The 18,545-nt window shown below is 64.0% G+C and carries 13 protein-coding genes; 7 read left to right on the top strand and 6 right to left on the bottom strand.

Annotated features, from left to right (window positions below):
* Positions 1 to 238 precede the first annotated feature (238 nt).
* Entirely contained in the window at positions 239 to 3,334 is a 3,096-nt protein-coding gene (locus tag QZ281_RS06230) for an efflux RND transporter permease subunit (RefSeq protein WP_292226009.1), read from the bottom strand.
* 9 nt (positions 3,335 to 3,343) lie between these two features.
* The gene (locus QZ281_RS06225) at positions 3,344 to 4,483 is read right to left on the bottom strand and encodes an efflux RND transporter periplasmic adaptor subunit (RefSeq protein ID WP_292226006.1); all 1,140 of its coding nucleotides are present in this window, start codon (positions 4,481 to 4,483) and stop codon (positions 3,344 to 3,346) included.
* Positions 4,484 to 4,676: 193 nt separating this feature from the next.
* Here QZ281_RS06225 and lepA point away from each other — a divergent pair, with 193 nt between their 5' ends.
* Both lepA and QZ281_RS06215 read left to right on the top strand, forming a co-directional pair.
* Positions 4,677 to 6,485, top strand: coding sequence for a translation elongation factor 4 (lepA, locus tag QZ281_RS06220; protein WP_292226004.1), 1,809 nt, complete (start codon positions 4,677 to 4,679; stop codon positions 6,483 to 6,485).
* Positions 6,486 to 6,622: 137 nt separating this feature from the next.
* Positions 6,623 to 7,399, top strand: coding sequence for a hypothetical protein (locus QZ281_RS06215; RefSeq protein ID WP_292226002.1), 777 nt, complete (start codon positions 6,623 to 6,625; stop codon positions 7,397 to 7,399).
* Between the two features lie 90 nt (positions 7,400 to 7,489).
* Here the strand turns inward: QZ281_RS06215 and QZ281_RS06210 are convergent, their stop codons facing one another.
* Both QZ281_RS06210 and uvrB read right to left on the bottom strand, forming a co-directional pair.
* Complete coding sequence (locus tag QZ281_RS06210) at positions 7,490 to 7,900, bottom strand: DUF559 domain-containing protein (RefSeq protein WP_363297489.1); 411 nt, start codon at positions 7,898 to 7,900, stop codon at positions 7,490 to 7,492.
* A gap of 148 nt (positions 7,901 to 8,048) precedes the next feature.
* Positions 8,049 to 10,385 carry an excinuclease ABC subunit UvrB gene (gene uvrB / locus QZ281_RS06205; RefSeq protein ID WP_292226000.1) on the bottom strand — a complete coding sequence of 779 codons (2,337 nt, stop codon included), beginning with the start codon at positions 10,383 to 10,385 and terminating at the stop codon, positions 8,049 to 8,051.
* Positions 10,386 to 10,820: 435 nt separating this feature from the next.
* Here uvrB and QZ281_RS06200 point away from each other — a divergent pair, with 435 nt between their 5' ends.
* The 3 genes from QZ281_RS06200 to QZ281_RS06190 all read left to right on the top strand — a co-directional run bounded on the left by QZ281_RS06200 (position 10,821) and on the right by QZ281_RS06190 (position 15,585).
* The gene (locus QZ281_RS06200; RefSeq protein WP_292225998.1) at positions 10,821 to 13,958 is read left to right on the top strand and encodes a TonB-dependent receptor; all 3,138 of its coding nucleotides are present in this window, start codon (positions 10,821 to 10,823) and stop codon (positions 13,956 to 13,958) included.
* Positions 13,959 to 14,116: 158 nt separating this feature from the next.
* Complete coding sequence (locus tag QZ281_RS06195) at positions 14,117 to 14,452, top strand: helix-turn-helix transcriptional regulator (RefSeq protein WP_292225995.1); 336 nt, start codon at positions 14,117 to 14,119, stop codon at positions 14,450 to 14,452.
* A 29-nt stretch (positions 14,453 to 14,481) separates the two neighbouring features.
* Complete coding sequence (locus QZ281_RS06190) at positions 14,482 to 15,585, top strand: hypothetical protein (protein ID WP_292225992.1); 1,104 nt, start codon at positions 14,482 to 14,484, stop codon at positions 15,583 to 15,585.
* Between the two features lie 43 nt (positions 15,586 to 15,628).
* Here the strand turns inward: QZ281_RS06190 and QZ281_RS06185 are convergent, their stop codons facing one another.
* On the bottom strand, positions 15,629 to 16,249 hold the full coding sequence (locus QZ281_RS06185) for a beta/gamma crystallin-related protein (protein ID WP_292225989.1): 621 nt from the start codon (positions 16,247 to 16,249) through the stop codon (positions 15,629 to 15,631).
* Between the two features lie 156 nt (positions 16,250 to 16,405).
* On the opposite strand from QZ281_RS06185, the gene QZ281_RS06180 reads away from it, so the two are divergent.
* Both QZ281_RS06180 and QZ281_RS06175 read left to right on the top strand, forming a co-directional pair.
* On the top strand, positions 16,406 to 17,497 hold the full coding sequence (locus QZ281_RS06180) for an Ada metal-binding domain-containing protein (protein WP_292226031.1): 1,092 nt from the start codon (positions 16,406 to 16,408) through the stop codon (positions 17,495 to 17,497).
* The gene (locus QZ281_RS06175; RefSeq protein WP_292225986.1) at positions 17,481 to 18,011 is read left to right on the top strand and encodes a methylated-DNA--[protein]-cysteine S-methyltransferase; all 531 of its coding nucleotides are present in this window, start codon (positions 17,481 to 17,483) and stop codon (positions 18,009 to 18,011) included. Before QZ281_RS06180 ends, QZ281_RS06175 begins: the two co-directional genes overlap by 17 nt.
* Here QZ281_RS06175 and QZ281_RS06170 read toward each other — a convergent pair.
* On the bottom strand, positions 18,008 to 18,545 hold a 538-nt coding region (locus QZ281_RS06170), incomplete at its 5' end, for a LamG-like jellyroll fold domain-containing protein (protein WP_292225982.1). The two genes, QZ281_RS06175 and QZ281_RS06170, sit on opposite strands and share 4 nt — an antisense overlap.

Genomic DNA, 18,545 nt, shown 5'->3' with positions numbered 1-18,545 from the left:
CTCCGCGCTGAATGAGGAAGGGCCGCCCGGGAAACCGGGCGGCCCTTTTCTTTGGCTGTGCAGTGGTCGAACAGGAGAGGGGCAGGTCTTCGCCAGCGGGCAGGGCGATGCCGAGGCGCGGTCCGGATCGATGCGACGCCCAGGCCGTCACGCCAGCCTAGTCCCTATGATCAAAACAAAGGGCCGACCGGGTGTCCGGTCGGCCCTTGTCCTGTCAGCTTCGGATGAAGCGCGGCGTCTATTCCACTAGCGGGGCCTTGGGACGGGGTTGGCTCAGTTGACGCTGGCCTGCCGTCTTGCGGTGCAGGATGCCGCGGATCCACTGGGCGAAGTCGTCCACGATGGTGAAGATCGCCGGGATGTAGAGCAGCGACAGGAAGGTCGAGGAGATCAACCCGCCCAGCACCGCAATGGCCATGGGCGAACGGAACTGAACATCCGCCCCCACGCCCAGAGCGATCGGCACCATGCCCGCGCCCATGGCGAAGGTGGTCATCAGGATCGGACGGGCGCGTTTGTGTGCGGCGTCCAGAATGGCCTCGCGACGGGGCATCCCGTCCTTCTCGGCCATGATGACATAGTCGACCAGCAGGATGGAGTTCTTGGCCGCGATCCCCATCAGCATCAGCACCCCGATCAGGGCCGACATGGAGAAGTTGGCGCCGCCGATGGCCAGGGCGATGAAGGCGCCGCCGATGGCCAGCGGCAGGGCCGCCATGATGGTGATCGGATAGGCGAAGCTTTTGAACAGCAACGTCAGCACCGCGTACATCAGGAAGATGCCCGAGGCGAAGGCGATGGCGAAGCCCTTCAGCATTTCCTGAATGAACTCCTGGTCGCCCGCCGGAACCTGTCGCACGCCTTCCGGCAGGTTCTTGACCGACGGCAACTTCTGCACCGCCGCGCTGGCGGCGCCGGTGGCGATGCCGTCCAGTTCGGCGCTGATCGAGGCGATCCGCGAGCGGTCCTGACGGCTGACCGTGGCCGGGCCTGCGCCGAACTGGATGTCGGCGACGGCGCTCAGCGGCACGGTCGCGCCGTTGTTGGCCGGAACCCGCAGGTTCTGCAGCACGCTGATGTCTTCACGCGCCGCCTCGGTCAGTTGCAGGCGGATCGGGATCTGCCGGTCGCCCAGATTGTACTTGGGCAGGAACTGATCGACGTCGCCGATGGTGGCCACGCGTACGGCCTGCGAGATGGCGCCAGCGGACACGCCCGCCAGAGCCGCTTCATCAGGACGCGGGGTGACCAGGATTTCCGGTCGCGCGATGGCGGCGGAGTTGACGATATTGGCCAGCCCCTTAACCCCGCGCATCTCCTCCTCGACCTTGCGGGCCGCGGCGGTCAGCGTCTCGGGATTATCGCCCAGAATGGAGAAGGTGTAGCTGGTGCCGTCGCCGGGGCCGCCGCCCTGTTGCGCGATGCCGGCGCGAATGCGGGCGCCAGGAATCTGCTTCAGTTCGTCGACCATGGCGCGCGCGAAGGCCTGCTGGCTCAGCTTGCGCTTCCCCTTTGGCACCAGGTCGGCATAGACGTTGGCTTGGCTCACTTCCTGTCCGCCGATGGCGGCATAGACGGAGGTGACCTCCTCGCGGGCCTCAAGCTTGCGGGTGACCTGCTGCACGATCCGGTCGGTTTCACGCAGGGTCGCGCCGGGCGGCAGTTCGACCTGGAAGGCTGCGCGGGCCGTATCGCCCGGTGACATGAACTCGAACGACATCTTGGCCACGATCGAGGTGCCGACCGAGCCGACCAGGAACAGGATGCCCAGAAGGAAGACCTTCCACCGATTGCCCAGCGACCAGCGCAGCGCCTTCAGATAGCCGCTCATCCAGAACGGATCCTTGTCCTCATGATGGGTGTGCTTGAGGATGAAGGCGGCCATCAGCGGCGTCAGGGTCCGCGCCACCACCAGAGAGAAGACGACCGAGATACAGGCCGCCAGCGCAAAGGCCTTGAAGAACTGGCCGATGATGCCGGGCATGAAGCCCACGGGCGCGAAGACGGCGACAATCGTGCCTGTGGTCGCCACGACCGCCAGACCGATTTCGTCTGCGGCCTCGATGGAGGCGTCATAGGGCGGTTTGCCGTCGCGCATGTGGCGGACGATGTTCTCGATTTCCACGATGGCGTCATCGACCAGAATGCCGATGGTCAATGACAGCGCCAGCAGGGTGACGACGTTCAGCGACTGATCCAGCGGGCCCAGAATGGCGAAGGTCGGGATCAGCGACATCGGCATGGCCGTCGCCGCAATGAAGGTCGCCCGCCAGTCCCGCAGGAAAATGAAGACGACAATGACGGCCAGGATGGCGCCGACGACCAGGGCCTCCAGCGAGGCGAAATAGCTTTCCTCGATCTGTTCGACGCTGGCGGTGACCTGCTGGATGGTCAGTTCGGGGTGGGCGTCGTCGATCTTCTTGACCTCGGCGCGCACCTTGTCGGCGACCTTGACCTCACTGGCTTCACGCGAGCGCAGGAAGTTGAAGGTGACGGCTTCCTGGCCATTGTAACGCGCGCGGCGACGCGGCTCGCTCCACTTGTCCTCGACCGAGCCCAGATTATCCAGACGCACGGTCTGGCCGTTGCCCAGGGGGATCAGGGTGGCGCGAAGCTGCTCGATGGAGCCAGCGGCGCCCAGGGTGCGGATGGCCTGTTCCGAGCCGGAAATGGTGACGCGGCCGCCGGGCAGGTTGTTGTTGACGTTGGTCAGGGCCTGGCTGACCTGGGCTGCGGTGACGCCGAACGAGGCCAGACGCTGCGGGTCCAGTTCGACGCGAATCTCGCGATCCACGCCGCCCGAACGGTTGACCTGACCCACGCCGCCCAGCGCCAGCAGGGACCGGCTCATCTCATTGTCGATGAACCAGCTGATCTGTTCCGGCGTCATGGTGGGCGAGCGCACCACATAGGTGATCAGGGCGTCGCCGGTGATGTCGATGCGCTGGACCGCAGGCTCCTGCATGTCCTGCGGCAGCGAGGCGCGCAGGCCGGTCATGGCGTTGCGCACGTCATTGGTGGCGCGGTCGGTGTCAGTGCCCAGTTCGAACTCGATCACCGTGGACGACACACCGTCACGGATGTTGGAGTTGATGTGGCGCACCCCGGACAGGCCGGCGAGGGAATCCTCGATCAGACGCGTGACCTGCACCTCCATTTCGGCGGGCGCGGCGCCGGGACGTGCGGCTGTGACCGAAACCAGCGGGAAGTCGATGTCGGGGTTGGCGTTGATCCGCATGCCCGAGAAGCCGACCACCCCGCCCAGCGTCAGCAGGACGAACAGCAGGATGATCGGTATGGGGTTCTTGATCGCCCAGGACGAGATCTGGTTCATGATCGGGTCCTACTTGGCCGCAGGTTGGGCGGCAGGCGTGGGGGCAGGAGCTTGGGCAGGAGCTTGGGCCACGGTGACCCGGTCGCCCTCGTTCAGGAAGCCTGCGCCGTCCACGATCACGCGCGCGCCGATGGCGACGCCGTCCACCGCCGTCTGGGCGTCGCTGCGCGACAGGACGGTGATCGGCTGGAAGTGGACCGAACTGTCGGTGTTCAGCACAAAGACGCCGGGCTTGTTGTTGCGATACAGGATGGAGCCGGTCGGCACCGTCGTTGCGGGCTGGTCGCCTGCCGAGATGTCGGCGCGGGCGAACATGCCGGGGCGCAGATGGCTGCCGGAGGCCAGGGTGATGCGGGCCAGACCCAGACGGGTGTTGGCGTTGACCTCAGGCGTGACCAGACGCACCGTGCCGGAGGTGTCGCCGCCCTCGCTGGACGAGATATTGGCCGATTGGCCTGCACGCACCAGACCCAGTTGGGTCTCCGGCACCTGGGCGTTCAACTCCAGACGACCGTCGCGGACCATGCGGAACAGTTCCGTGCCTGCGCCGATGATCTGGCCCTTGGTGACGCTGCGGCTGATGATCAGGCCGGACACTGGCGCACGAATGGTGGCCTGCGACAGCCGGGTGCGGGTTTCCGCCAGCGAGGCGCGGGCCGAGGCCAGATTGGCGGCGGAGGCGCGCTGGTTGGCCAGGGCCGTGTCCAGCGCCGCCTGACTGAGGAAGCCGCGTTCCTTCAGTTCCTGCGCACGGGCCAGGGCGGCGTCATCGCGGGCGTTGTTGGCTTCTGCGGTCTGCACGCCCGCCTGCTGCTGCTGCACCTGGGCGCGCAACAGGACGTCGTTCATCTGCACCAGCGGCTGGCCTTCGCGGACATAGGAGCCCTCGTCGACATAGAGGGCCACAGCCGTCAGGCCGCCGGTCTCGGCGCCGACCGGCACCTCCTGCCAGGCCGATACGGTGCCGGACGCGGTGATGACGCGGTTCAGACTGGTCTGGGCGACGGTCGCCGCCGTGACGGTCTGGCGCGATGTGCCCGCTTTTTCGTCTTTCTTTTCATCACCTCCGTGTCCGCCGCAGCTTGCGAGCAACAGGGCGGAAAGCGCAACGGCGCTAAGGCCCAGAGCGGTTCGGGTCGTCTTTGACACGGGGAAATCCTCGGTTGCAGGCGAAGCGGATCATCGGCTTGCGCCGAGCCTGTAGGGCAAAGCTGTTTACAGCTTGTGTTTGTTCCTCTCAAACGCCGAAAGCGATTGTTGCAAAGCCTTAATCTGGCACTGACAAAGGCGCAGATCGGCGCCCGCTCTGGTCCCCGACACGTACGCGTGATAGGGCGCGCGGATGACGACTCCCCCTATCTCGAACATTCGCAACTTCAGCGTGGTCGCGCACATCGACCACGGCAAGTCGACCCTGTCCGATCGCCTGATCCAGTTCACCGGCGGTTTGACCGCGCGTGAGATGTCCGAGCAGGTTTTGGACAATATGGAGATCGAGCAGGAGCGGGGCATCACCATCAAGGCCCAGACCGTCCGCCTGAACTACAAGGCCAAGGACGGTCAGGACTATGTTCTGAACCTGATGGACACGCCGGGCCACGTCGACTTCGCTTATGAAGTGTCGCGGTCGCTGGCGGCGTGCGAGGGCTCGCTGCTGGTGGTGGACGCCTCGCAAGGGGTTGAGGCCCAGACGCTGGCCAACGTCTATCAGGCGATCGACAACAACCACGAGATCGTGCCGATCCTGAACAAGGTGGACCTGCCTGCCGCCGAGCCGGACCGCGTCCGCGCCCAGATCGAGGATGTCATCGGCATCGACGCCTCCGAAGCCGTGCTGGCCAGCGCCAAGTCCGGCATCGGCATCGAGGACGTGCTGGAAGCCATCGTCACCAAGCTGCCCGCGCCCAAGGGCGACATCAACGCCCCGCTGAAGGCCATGCTGGTCGACGCCTGGTACGACCCCTACCTGGGCGTCGTCGTGCTGGTGCGTGTGTTCGACGGCGTGCTGAAGACCGGCATGCGGGTCAAGATGATGCGCAACGGCTCGACCCACCTGATCGACCGGGTCGGCGTCTTCCTGCCCAAGAACACCCCCGTGGACCAGCTTGGCCCGGGCGAGGTCGGCTTCATCACCGCCCAGATCAAGGAAGTCGCCCACGCCGCCGTCGGCGACACCATCACCGACGAGAAGAAGCCCACCGCCGAACCGCTGAAGGGCTTTAAGGAAGTCCAGTCGGTGGTCTTCTGCGGCCTGTTCCCGGTGGACGCCGCCGATTTCGAGGACCTGCGCGCCGCCATCGGCAAGCTGCGCCTGAACGACGCCTCCTTCACCTATGAGATGGAAAGCTCGGCGGCGCTGGGCTTCGGCTTCCGCTGCGGCTTCCTGGGCCTGCTGCACCTTGAAATCATTCAGGAACGCCTCAGCCGCGAGTTCAATCTCGACCTGATCGCGACGGCCCCGTCGGTCGTCTACAAGATCGGCCTGCGCGACGGCGCCGAGATGGACCTGCACAACCCGGCCGACCTGCCCGACGTGATGCAGATCGAGACCATCGCCGAGCCGTGGATCAAGGCCACCATCCTGACGCCCGACGAATATCTGGGCGGGGTGATCAAGCTGTGTCAGGACCGTCGCGGCCAGCAGGTCGAGCTGTCCTACGTCGGCAACCGCGCCATGGTGGTCTATGAGCTGCCGCTGAACGAGGTCGTCTTCGACTTCTACGACCGCCTGAAGTCGATCTCTAAGGGCTATGCTTCGTTCGACTACGAGATCACCGAATACAAGGTCGGCGATCTGGTGAAGATGTCCATTCTGGTCAACGCCGAGCCGGTCGACGCCCTGTCCATGCTGGTCCACCGCGCCCGTGCCGAGACGCGCGGCCGGGGCATGGTCGAGAAGATGAAGGAGCTGATCCCGCCGCACCTGTTCCAGATTCCGATTCAGGCGGCCATCGGCGGCAAGATCATCGCCCGCGAAACCGTGCGCGCCCTGCGCAAGGACGTGACCAGCAAGTGCTACGGCGGCGACGCCACCCGCAAGAAGAAGCTGCTGGAGAAGCAGAAGGCAGGCAAGAAGCGGATGCGTCAGTTCGGCAAGGTCGAAATCCCGCAGGAAGCCTTCATCGCCGCGCTTAAGATGGACGAGGATTGATCCAGCCCTCTCCCTCCCCCGCGGGGGAGGGAGAAGGCGCAGATAGGTGCGCAACCGCCTGTAAACCCGCATCGAGATTCCTGTAGAATCCGCGCTCTAACCTCGAAAAATCTCGATCTACGCACCTGAGTTTCTCCATGGGCGATAATGGCCGCATGGAAAGACGACGCTACAAGATCCGCAGCCCCGAGGTCTGGGCCAGGGTGCGCGACGATTATCTGAGCGGCATGCCCGCCGCCGATGTCGCGCTGAAGCATGACGTGACCGAGGCCTCGCTGCGCGCCCGCGCCTGCAAACAGGGCTGGTCCCGCTATCTGCACCCGGAGGCCTGCACGGCGACGCCGCCGCCCTCCATGGCCCTGTTCGAACCGACGGACGGGCAGGGCGAGGCCAGCGATCCGGCGACGCTGGCGCGGCAGGCGACCCTGGCCTCGGGCCGGGCCATGTCGGCGCGAATGTGGAGCGAGGCACGGGCGCTGGCGGCCCTGGCCGAAACCTATCAGAAGCTGGCCGACCGCAAGGGCGGAGGGCGGGGCGACCTGACGGTGGAGACGGCGCCGCTGCAACTGGTGTTCGACATCCTGATGATGGAGCACACGCAGATCACCGAACGGTTCGGCGTCGATCCCGACAACCCCGACGCCTGCTCGCTGAAAACCGCCTTCTGGAAGAAGCGCGGCGCTGAAGTCGCCCTGAACGGGGATCTCATCGAGTCCCTGTCGCGCCAGCGGTTCGCCATCGAAGACCGTGTTGAGGCGTTGGAGGCCCAAGTGATCGCCGCAGGCCTGACACCGGTGGAAGAGGACGAGCGAAGACGCCTTCTGCGCACCGGCCGCGAAATGACCATCCGCCGCAATGGGACGGTCGTTCAGGTGCCGGTTAAGGAGTGGCAGGAGGTGTTTGGTTGGAAGTGATTGTTTTCCCTTCTCCCCTTGCGGGAGAAGGTGGCCCGGAGGGTCGGATGAGGGGTTGCTCCACCATCTGATCCTCCGACTTTCTTCACGTCAAACCGACCCCTCATCCGTCTCGCTTCGCTCGCCACCTTCTCCCGCAAGGGGAGAAGGATCAGTCGCCGAGACAATGGCGGCCAGCACCTTTTCGCGATGGTTCTCGATCATCTGATTGGGAAATCGCAGCACCCGGAACCCCTGTTCGCGCAGCCAGGCGTCGCGTTCGGCGTCTTCGATCCGGTCATCATGCTGGGGGCCGTCCGCCTCGACGATCAGCCGATGCCTCAGACAGACGAAGTCGGCGATATAGCGGCCCAGCACCACCTGCCGCCTGAATTTCAATCCTTCTAGCCGTCGATCACGAAGTATGGACCACAGCCGCCGCTCATAGAGGACTGGCTCGCGGCGCATCTGTCTGGCGCGGTCATGGAGCCAGTCGTTCATATGGCGAAGCTTGTCGCGCACTCACGCCAACCGCAACCCTCAACCTCAAACCCGTCCCTTCTCCCCTTGCGGGAGAAGGCGGTAAGGCCTCGATAGTCGGAGGTGTTATAACCCCTCATCCAACCTCGCTTCGCTCGGCCACCTTCTCCCGCAAGGGGAGAAGGGAAGCTTACAACAGCCCCTTCCTGAACCGCTCCTGCGCCTCCGCAGCCGCCTCTTTGCGCCATTTCTTCGGCGCTGACCGGTCCACCTCTTCGCCTGCGCCGGTCAGGGCTTCGTTGGCGAACTCCAGGTCCATCAGCTTCATGCGCTTGATCTCGTCGCGCAGGCGGGCGGCTTCCTCGAACTCCAGGTTGGAGGCGGCCTCGCGCATGCGGCCTTCCAGATCGCGCAGGGCGGCCTGGAAGTTGGTTCCGACGAAGGGTTTGGAGGCCTCGGCCACGCCCGGCTTGGTCAGGCGGTCCATGTCGCGGGACTCATAGGGGCTGTCGAGGATTTCCTTGATGTCGCGCTTGACGCTTTCGGGCGTGATGCCGTGTTCGGTGTTGTAGGCGACCTGACGCTCTCGCCTACGGTCCGTCTCGGCGATGGCGCGCTCCATCGAGCCGGTCATCCGGTCGGCATAAAGAATGACGCGGCCGTCCACGTTGCGCGCGGCGCGGCCGATGGTCTGGATCAATGAGGTCTCGGAGCGCAGGAAGCCCTCCTTGTCCGCGTCCAGAATGGCGACCAGCCCGCACTCGGGGATGTCCAGACCCTCGCGCAGCAGGTTGATGCCGATCAGACAGTCGAACGACCCCAGCCGCAGATCGCGCAGGATCTCGATCCGCTCCAGCGTGTCCACGTCCGAGTGCATGTAGCGGACGCGGATGCCCTGCTCATGCATGTATTCGGTCAGGTCCTCGGCCATCTTCTTGGTCAGGGTGGTGACCAGCGAGCGGTAGCCGGTGCGGGTGGTGGCCTTGACCTCGTCGATGACGTCATCGACCTGGTTGCGGGTGGCGCCCGAGACGGGGCGGATCTCGACCGGCGGGTCGATCAGGCCGGTGGGGCGGATGACCTGTTCGACAAAGACGCCGCCCGCCCGCTCCATCTCCCACGGGCCGGGGGTGGCGCTGACGTGAACCGTCTGGGGCCGCATGGCATCCCATTCCTCGAACTTCAGCGGGCGGTTGTCGATGCAGGAGGGCAGGCGGAAGCCGTACTCCGCCAGCGTCGACTTGCGCCGGTAGTCGCCCCGGAACATGCCGTTGATCTGGCCGATGGTGACGTGGCTCTCGTCCACGAACAGCAGGGCGTTGTCGGGGATGTATTCAAAGAAGGTCGGCGGCGGCTCGCCCGGCGCGCGGCCGGTCAGCCAGCGGCTGTAGTTCTCGATCCCGGCGCAGGAGCCGGTGGCCTCCATCATCTCCAGATCGAAGCGGGTGCGTTGCTCCAGGCGTTGCGCCTCCAGCAGCTTGCCGTTCTCGACCATCCAGTCCAGCGTCTCCTTCAGCTCCGCCTTGATGCCGTTGGTCGCCTGGTTCAGCGTCGGGCGCGGGGTGACATAGTGGCTGGCCGCATAGACGGTGATCTCGGTCAGGTCGGCGGTTTTCTTGCCGGTCAGAGGGTCGAACTCCTGGATCGCCTCCAGTTCGTCTCCGAACAGGCTGATGCGCCAGGCGCGGTCCTCAAGGTGGACCGGGAAGATCTCGATCACGTCGCCGCGTTTACGGAACATGCCCCGGTCGAAGTTCAGGTCGTTGCGCTTGTATTGCAGCGCAATCAGGTCGGCGCGTAGCTTGGCCTCGTCGATTTGGTCCCCGACCTTCAGGGTGAAGGTCATGGCGGTGTAGGTCTCCACCGACCCGATGCCGTAGATGCAACTGACCGAGGCCACCACGATCACATCGTCGCGCTCCAGAATCGCCCGCGTCGCTGAGTGCCGCATCCGGTCGATCTGCTCGTTTATGGAGCTGTCTTTTTCGATGTAAGTGTCTGTTCTTGGTACATAAGCTTCCGGCTGATAATAGTCGTAATAGCTGACGAAATACTCGACCGCATTGTCCGGGAAGAAGGCCTTGAACTCGGAATAGAGTTGGGCCGCCAGGGTCTTGTTCGGGGCCAGGATCAGGGCCGGGCGCTGGGTTTGTTCGATGACCTTGGCCATGGTGAAGGTCTTGCCCGAGCCGGTGACGCCCAGCAGCACCTGATCCCGATCACCTTCACCCGCCTGGGCCACCAGTTCGGCGATGGCGGCGGGCTGGTCGCCGGCGGGGGTGTATTTCGTCTCCAGCCGGAAGGCGCCGCCCTTCTTGGTCCCCTCGCGTGAGGGACGGTGCGGCACCCAGCCGGACGGTGAGGCGACCGGCTCCTCCGGTGTCAGGCGCGGGCCGGTGACGGGGGCGAACATCGGCATGTTCTTCGCCGGCTTGCCCGTCTCGCGCATGAACTGGGCCGACGCCTCCTGCACGCCGGGGTTCGGCACATGGACGGGCTTGGTCGATTTCGAGGGGGAACGAGCCATGAACAAAGATTAGTGGTTGGCGTGCTTAATCGCCATGGGCGGCACGTGAAAATATCGTTTGTTTCGCCAGTTAATCAGTGGGTTTGTTGCCAATCTTACAGAAATGCTCGCCGTATTTTAGCTCAAAGAGAGCCGCGATATGGTCAAGCAGCATCTAAACTGCAACAAGAAGAAAAAAGTCAGAATGAAGAAAATAATTCCATTAATTTTGTTCCGGGCTCGAAAAATGCGGAAAAATAAACACGATTATCGCGTCATTGGGAGGATAATTGCGTTATCTCATTTTGCCTTGTGTGGCGGAATTGTTACGCGCCCGTATCGAAAGTGACCAAAAGGCGACCGGATTGCTGTCGTTTCATTACGCCCTCCTATAAGCCATCATCGGAACGCCTGTACGCGATGGCGTAGTCCATTTTTCAAGGGGCCTATTTGATTATGATGCAACTGAAGAACCAACTTATGGGGTCGACAATCGTCGCTGGCGTCGCTGCCGTCGCGATGATCGGTTTCGCACCCGCAGCTTTTGCCCAATCGTCCTCGACGACCCAACAAAAGGCTGATGACGCCTCGACCGTCGATGAAGTCGTCGTCGTTGGTTCGCGCCTGCGTCGTGACAACTATAATGCACCGTCGCCAATTCAAGTCGTGACGCGTGAGGACGCTACGCTGGCCGGCTTCGCCTCGACTACGGAAGCCCTGCAGGGGACGGCCGTTACGGGCGGCACCTCGCAGATCAACAACGCTTACGGCGGCTTTGTCACCAACGGCGGCCCAGGCGCGAACACCCTGTCGCTGCGCGGCCTGGGTGCTGAGCGCACCCTGGTTCTGCTGAACGGCCGCCGTGTGGCGCCTGCTGGCTCGCGCGGTTCGGTTGGCTCTGCTGACCTGAACGTTCTGCCGTCGGCAATGGTCGAGCGTATTGAAATCCTGAAGGACGGCGCATCGTCGGTCTATGGTTCGGACGCTGTTGCGGGCGTTGTGAACATCATCACGCGCAATAACATCGACGGCGTAACGGTTGAGGGGCAATACAACTCTCCTACGGACGCTAAGGGCGCGGGCGATCAAACCCGCCTGTCGATCGTTGCTGGCACGAGTGGTGATCGGTGGCGTGCGTCCGGTTCGGCGGAATACTACAAGCGCAATGAACTTCGCCTTCGTGACCGCAACTTCACCCAGTGCGCCGTTGATGGTTTCACCAATGGGCAGGATTATATTGATCCGCTGACCGGTCGTTCGAAGTGCTACACGGTTGATGGTGGCGGCGTGACGATCAACACGATCGGTACGAGCAACCTGACCAGCGATGCTCGCGTTGGGCTCGTTGGCGTCACGGTGCGTCCTGGCCTGATCGGCGCGAACGGCGTTCCTGGCGTGGCGTATGCAAACGGCGTGTACTTTAACCGTTGGCGTCCAAACGCTGCAGCCAGCACGGGCCTCGTTGGTTTCGAAGGTGTTGGCGGCGCTTATCTGGACAATCCGGATCTTGATTTGGCTGAAGGCTTCCTTGGTTTGTCCACGGCGATCCGTGACACCTTTGAAGATCGCATGCTCAACGAGTCGCTGATTTCGCCGGTCGAAGTCAAAACGCTCTTCTTGGAAGGTTCTTACGACCTGCAAGCGCTGGGTAATGCGGAAGTTTACGGCGAGGTCCTGATCAACCGCCGTGAATCGTCGCAAACGGGCTACCGTCAGCTTTCGCTGGACTACCTGCGTGGCAGCCCGCTGATCCCAGGCAACCTGGCCTTCTCGAACTTCTCGGCGAACCAGGGTCTCAGCCCGCTCACCGGACCGAACGCCAATGCTCGCGTCGGCGTGCGCGCCTTCATCGGCTACGGCAATGACCAATCCGAGCAAACGGTTGATTTCGCCAAGAGCCTGGCTGGCATCCGTGGCGACTTCGTCATTCCGGGATGGCGCTACGACGCCTATGCGAGCTACACGCGCTCCAAGGCCTCCTATACCTCGCAACAGTTTATCACGAGCCTGCTGCGCGACTCGCTTGACGTAGTGACTGCACCCGCAGGCATGGATCCGCGTCTGACGCGTACGGGCATTCTGACATCGGGTGCGACTGGAACGGTAACCTGCCGCGTCAACACGATTGATCCGACGGCGGGTTGTATTGCTGCACCCTTCCTGAACGGCGACACCATTGGTGGGCGTCTGCCGGAAGATTGGAAGAACTACGTCTTCCGCCCGATTACCGGCACGACCGAGTATGTTGAAAAGGTCATCAGCGTCGGCTTCGACGGCCCGCTGTTCTCCCTTCCGGCCGGTCAGGTTCAGGCCTACGTCGGCGCTGAATGGCGTGATGCTGAAATCGACGACACTCCGGCGATGGACATGCAGACCGGCAATATCTTTAACTACTCGACGGCGACGCCGACGCGTGGTTCTGAGTCGGTTTGGGAGGTCTTCGGCGAAGTTGAAGCGCCCTTGCTCGCCAATCTGCCGCTTGTTCAGTCTCTGACTTTGAACGCCTCGGTTCGTTATACTGATTACGAGAATGCTGGCTCTGACTCGACCTACAAGATCGGTCTGGTTTATGCGCCGACGTCATGGCTGACGGTCCGTGGTACCTACGGTACATCATATCGTGCTCCTGCGTTGTTCGAGCAGTTCTTGGGCGCGACTTCGGGCTTCCTGACTGCACCGAACGATCCTTGTAATGAACTGACAGCAACCTCGAACCCCAACAGGGTTGCAAACTGCACCTCCTTGGGTCTGGGCAACTTCGTGGCGACGCAGGGCGTTCGCGTCTTCACGCTTGGTGGCGCGGCCAACAACCTGAAGCCTGAAACCTCGGACAATCTGACGGTTGGCTTTGTCTTCCAGCCGCAACTTCCGTCGGGTTGGGGAGAGCTGTCGTTCGCGACCGATTATTATGAGATCGAGATCAACAACAGCGTCGTTCGTCTTGGTGGCGCAGCCATCCTTTCGGATTGCTACAACTCCAGCACTTCTGATTTCAACGCGCGAGTGGGCAACTGCTCGTTCATCACGCGGGATCCGGCTAACAATGCTCTGACGGTTGAAAGCAGCTACATCAACATCGCGACTGACACCGCTAAGGGGCTCGATTACACCCTGCGCTACCGTCGTGACGTTGGTCCGGGCAAGGTGACGTTCAACCTGGGCGTCACTCAAGTCACGGATTCGTCGAGCCAGACCTTGCCGACCGACCCGGTTCGTAACCAGAAGGGCCGTATCAATGTTCCTGAGTTCTCGGGTTACAGCGATGTGACCTATGCTTGGGATAACTGGCGCGTTCGTTACGGCGTGGAGTACATTCAGGGCACCAGCGACCAGGATTATTACCTGCGTGAGTACGGTGATGACTACGCCGCTGAGGGTTACAACCTGACTGTGCCGGATTACTTCCTGCACAATGCATCGGTCCAGTATCGTACCGACAATTGGACCGCTACGGTGGGTGTGCGTAACATCTTCAACCAAGACCCGCCGTCGATCACGACGGGCGTGTACAACCGGGTCGGCAATGCCCCCCTGTATTCGGGCTATGACTATGTCGGACGCTCGGCCTTCGTGAACCTGTCGAAGTCGTTCTAAGTCGAACGAACCTTCGGGTGAGAATTGGGGCGGTGGACAATGTCCACCGCCCTTTTTCTTTGTCTCGATGGTCGGTGTAGACGGTGTGAGATTGACTCCATCGCACAGTATGCCTCATACACTGTGTGTCACACACTATGTGGCGCACGGAGATGGTCGTGAGCCAGAATGAGGAAGAGCTTCTGTTCGAAAGCTTGCGGCTGGAGCTGCGGCGGGGGTCGTTGATCCTGGCGGTGCTGGCCAGTCTGAGGCGCGAGCAATACGGCTATTCGCTGCGGGTCGCGCTGGGCGAGGCGGGGATCGAGATGGAGGAGAGCACCCTCTATCCGTTGCTGCGCCGTCTGGAGAGCCAGGGACTGCTGAACAGCGAATGGCGTGAGGAGGATCGCAGGAAGAAGCGGTTCTACCGGTTGTCAGGGCGCGGCGAGGCGATGCTGGCGCGGCTGGCGACGGAATGGCGCGGCCTGTCGGCCTCGCTGGAGAAGATGCTGTGAAAACGGGAAATCAAGCGGGAGCAACCGGGATGGACCTGGTGGAGCGTTATCTGAACGCCGTGGCGGCGCAACTGCCTCGGGATTTGCGCGAGGACATTGTCGCCGAGCTGCGGGATGAGATCATGGGGCGTCTGGAAGCGCTGGAGGCGCGGCTGGGCCGGGCGCCGAGCGACAATGAGATCGAAGCCCTGCTGCGCGAGGTCGGTCATCCGCTGACGGTGGCCGCGCGCTATCGATCCGGCCCGCAGGCGCTGATCGGGCCGGAGCTTTATCCCTGGTGGTGGTTCGCGGTGAAGGTGGCGCTGATGGTGCTGGTCTGCGTGACTGTGCTGGGCGCTGTGGCGCGGGTGGCGACGGGCGACGTCTATGCCGGTCAGGCGATCGGGCAGGCGATCAACGGCTTCATCAGCGGCGGTTTCACATTGGTCGGCGTGCTGACTGTCATCGGCTTCTTCATCGAGCGGCAGGACAAGAAGCCGAAATTCATTTCGGAGTGGCGGGTCAAGGATCTGACCCTGTTCGAGATCGGCAATCTGGACGCAGAGACCTGGGGCGAGCGTCTGGCCAATGGCAAGGGCTGGGGTGACTGGTCCGGGCCAAAGACCAAGAAGGGCGGCGAGGTCCGCAAGAGCGCGCAGATGTCGCCGGTCGCGGGGGCTGTTGCCAGCGCCATCGGCTGGACGGTGCTGCTGCTGTGGTGGACCAATCTGACGCCGATCACCCCGGTTCGACCGCAGGATCTGGCGGGCGTCATCAATGGTGTGGACTATGGTGTCATCCTGCGTGGGATCGTCGAGGCGGCCTATTGGCCGGTGATCGTCTTCGCCCTGGCGCGGATCGCCTTTGACATAACCCGTGCGGCGACGGGATCGCCAGTGCGTCTGACGGCTCTGGGCGACCTGGTTTTTGCCGCGGCGACGGCCTGGGCGATATGGTGGCTGTTCTTCCATTCGCCGCTGACACCGCTGATCTGGGTCCCGACGCCCGAGGCGTACTGGCAGCGGGTCGTGACACTGTACCTGGATGGCGACGTCAAGGTGGTGATCATGATCGCGGTGGTCTGGGGCTTCATTGCCGAGGTTTGGCGAATGATCAAATCGACGGCGCGGCTGATCGTGGGGCGCGAGTCCTGATCGACCGAAAGACCGGCCCCGGCGTGACCGGGGCCGGTTCCTCTCAGCGGATGGAAGAGACGCGGTTGGCCATGCCGACACGGTTCAGATCGCCCGTCGAGCGGCTGATCGTGGTGCAGCGACCGCGATAGCGGGCGTCTTCGCAAATCTGGACCCGACCGCGGATGACCCGGATCGAGCGGATATTGTCATTGAAGCCGCGATGGTTGGCCAGATTGTCGATGGGCTGGCGGATGCGAAGCTGCTGCCCGCTGTAGTTGGCGCGGGTGTAGGCGATGACTTCGAACGCGCCGCCGGACGGGGGCCGCGGCGGCTCAGGACGTGGAGGCTCTGGCGGGCGCGGACCGGGGCCGGGCGGCACGGGCGGGCGAGGACCGCCGCCGCCGGTCGAACCGCAGCGCAGATAGCCGTTGTCATTGCGGATGTCGCTGCCGCGACAGCTGTTGGTGTCCAGGGTCGAGGAGACGGGCGCCCCCCGCTCATTGGTGCATTGGGCGCGCAGCAGATTGCCGTTCAGCGAAATGCCGCGACAGGTCTGCTGGTACGAGCCGGGCGGAATGCCGCCGCCGGGCGGGCGGGGCGGACTGGTGCGTTGCTGGGCGGAGGCGCTGAAAGCCATTGCGGCGACGGCGCCGATGACAACGAGATGAGGCAGGCGAACCACGACGTTACTCCCTCTCTTTTATGTGCAGACGGCGTGAGGCTATGCCTGTCGCGATCTGAGCGCGAATTGAATCTCGCTCCGCTTGAACATCTGCACAGACGATCCATGTCCGAAAACCGCGAGACAAGCGGCGGGTGAGCGCCCATCTTGCCGGTCATGGAACAGATACTGGATCAGGAAGCCTGCTGGCGCGCCGTGGTGGCGCGGGACGCCCGGTTCGACGGGCGGTTCTTCACCGGCGTGTTGTCTACCGGGATCTATTGCCGCCCGGTCTGCCCGGCGCGGACGCCCAATCGCGGCAATGTGGTGTTTCATCCCACGGCGGCCGCAGCCCAGGAGGCGGGCCTGCGCGCCTGTCTGAAATGCAGGCCAGAGACAGCGCCGGAAATGGGCGCATGGCGCGGCACCTCCAACACCGTCAGCCGGGCGCTGGCCCTGATCGAAGCAGGGGCATTGGACACCGGGGACGCCGATACGCTGGCCGCGCGGCTGGGCGTGGGCGAGCGGCATCTGCGCCGCCTGTTCCGCCAGCATCTGGGCGCGGCGCCGGTCAGTGTGGCCCAGACGCGGCGAGTGCTGCTGGCCAAACAGCTGATCCACGACAGCGATCTGTCGATGGCCGAGGTGGCGATGGCGTCCGGCTTCGGCAGCGTCAGGCGTTTCAATGAGACGTTTCAGGCCCTGTACGGCCGCCCGCCTTCGGAACTGCGCCGCCGCACAGCGAACGAGGCGCGCGGCGAGACGGTGCGGATCAGTCTGGCCTATCGCCCGCCCTATGACTGGAGCGCGATGATCGCGGCTCTGAACGCGCGGGGCGCGGATGGGGAAGCCGTAGATGCTGGCGTGTGGACGCGGCGGCTGACGCCTCAAACCGACGGGACCGAGGGTTCGGTGTCGGTCCAGCCGGGCGTGGCGAACCGGCTGGCGGTCGAGGCGCGGGTGTCGGAGTTGAAGGCTCTGCCCGGCGTTCTGGCGCGGGTGCGACGGGTGTTTGATCTGGCGGCTGATCCAGAGGCCATCGCCCATGACCTGTCGCACGATCCTGCGCTGGCGGCGGCGATTGAAGCGCGGCCCGGCCTTCGTCCGCCCGGCGACTGGATCGACGCTGACGAGGATGCACCCAGCGACCGGCTGACGACGACGGATGCGGCCCTGATGGTGCGGGCCGAACACTGGCGGCCGTGGCGCGCCTATGGGGCGCTGTACTGGAAGACGATCAAGGAGACGCGTGATGACGAAGCAGCTTGAGACCCTGATCCTGACGCTGGACCGCATCGGTTCGCCGGTGGGCGAGGTGCTGGTGGCGACTGATGCCCAGGGCGCAGTGCGGGCGTTGGATTTCCATGACTATGAGGCGCGGTTCCTGCGTCTGCTGCGCCGCCACTATGGCGAGGTGATGCTGGTCCCCGGTCAGGCGCCGGAAGCCGTGCGGCAGGCGGTTCAGGCCTATTTCAGCGGCGACCTGTCGGCGTTCGATGGGGTCGAGGTGAAGACCGGCGGCACCGATTTCCAGCGCGCGGTCTGGCGGGCCCTGCGGACCATTCCAGCGGGCGAGACCTGGACCTATGGACGGTTGGCTGATGCTGTGGGATCGCCCAAGGCGGTGCGGGCTGTGGGTCTCGCCAACGGCTCCAACCCCATCGCGGTCATCGTGCCGTGCCACCGGGTGATCGGCGCGAACGGAACCCTGACCGGCTATGCTGGCGGACTAGAGCGCAAGCGCTGGCTGCTGGCGCACGAAGCGGGCGGACGGCTGATCTAGCCGCCCATGGTGAAGCGTTCCGGCGGCAGGGCGGTCGGGGTGAAGCGGCCCTGGCGGACGGCGCCGCGGAATGGATAGACGCGGTTGATGCGGATGCCGACCGAGGCGCGGCCGGGGCCTTGCGGGCGGAAGGCCAGCGGCGCTTCGCCCTGCAGCACGCCGTTGACATAGGCGCGGTAGGTCGCGCCGTCGAAGGTCTGGGCCACGTGGCTCCACTGGCCCAGCGGATGGATGCGGTCGGGGAAGATCAGCGGCTGACGATAGCCGGGGCCGAAGGCGAAGGTGTCCAGATACCAGCCCTGTTCGACGATCCGCACCTCGAACAGCATCCGCGCCTCGGGGGCATCCGGCGCGGGGTCGCTTTCCAGATGGAACCAGCGTTGTTCAAAGGCGCCGCCGTCGGGGCGGAACAGGGCCTCGAAGGTGAAGGTCCGGGCGCCCGCCAGCGGGTGATTGTCGATGAACAGGGCGTCGCCCGCGCCGTCGAACCAGACGGCCTGACCCCACGGACTGTCGATCAGGCGCGGCGCGCCC

This window comes from Brevundimonas sp., from assembly GCF_018608325.1.
Lineage (GTDB): Bacteria > Pseudomonadota > Alphaproteobacteria > Caulobacterales > Caulobacteraceae > Brevundimonas.
This window is presented reverse-complemented; position numbering and strand designations above follow the sequence as displayed.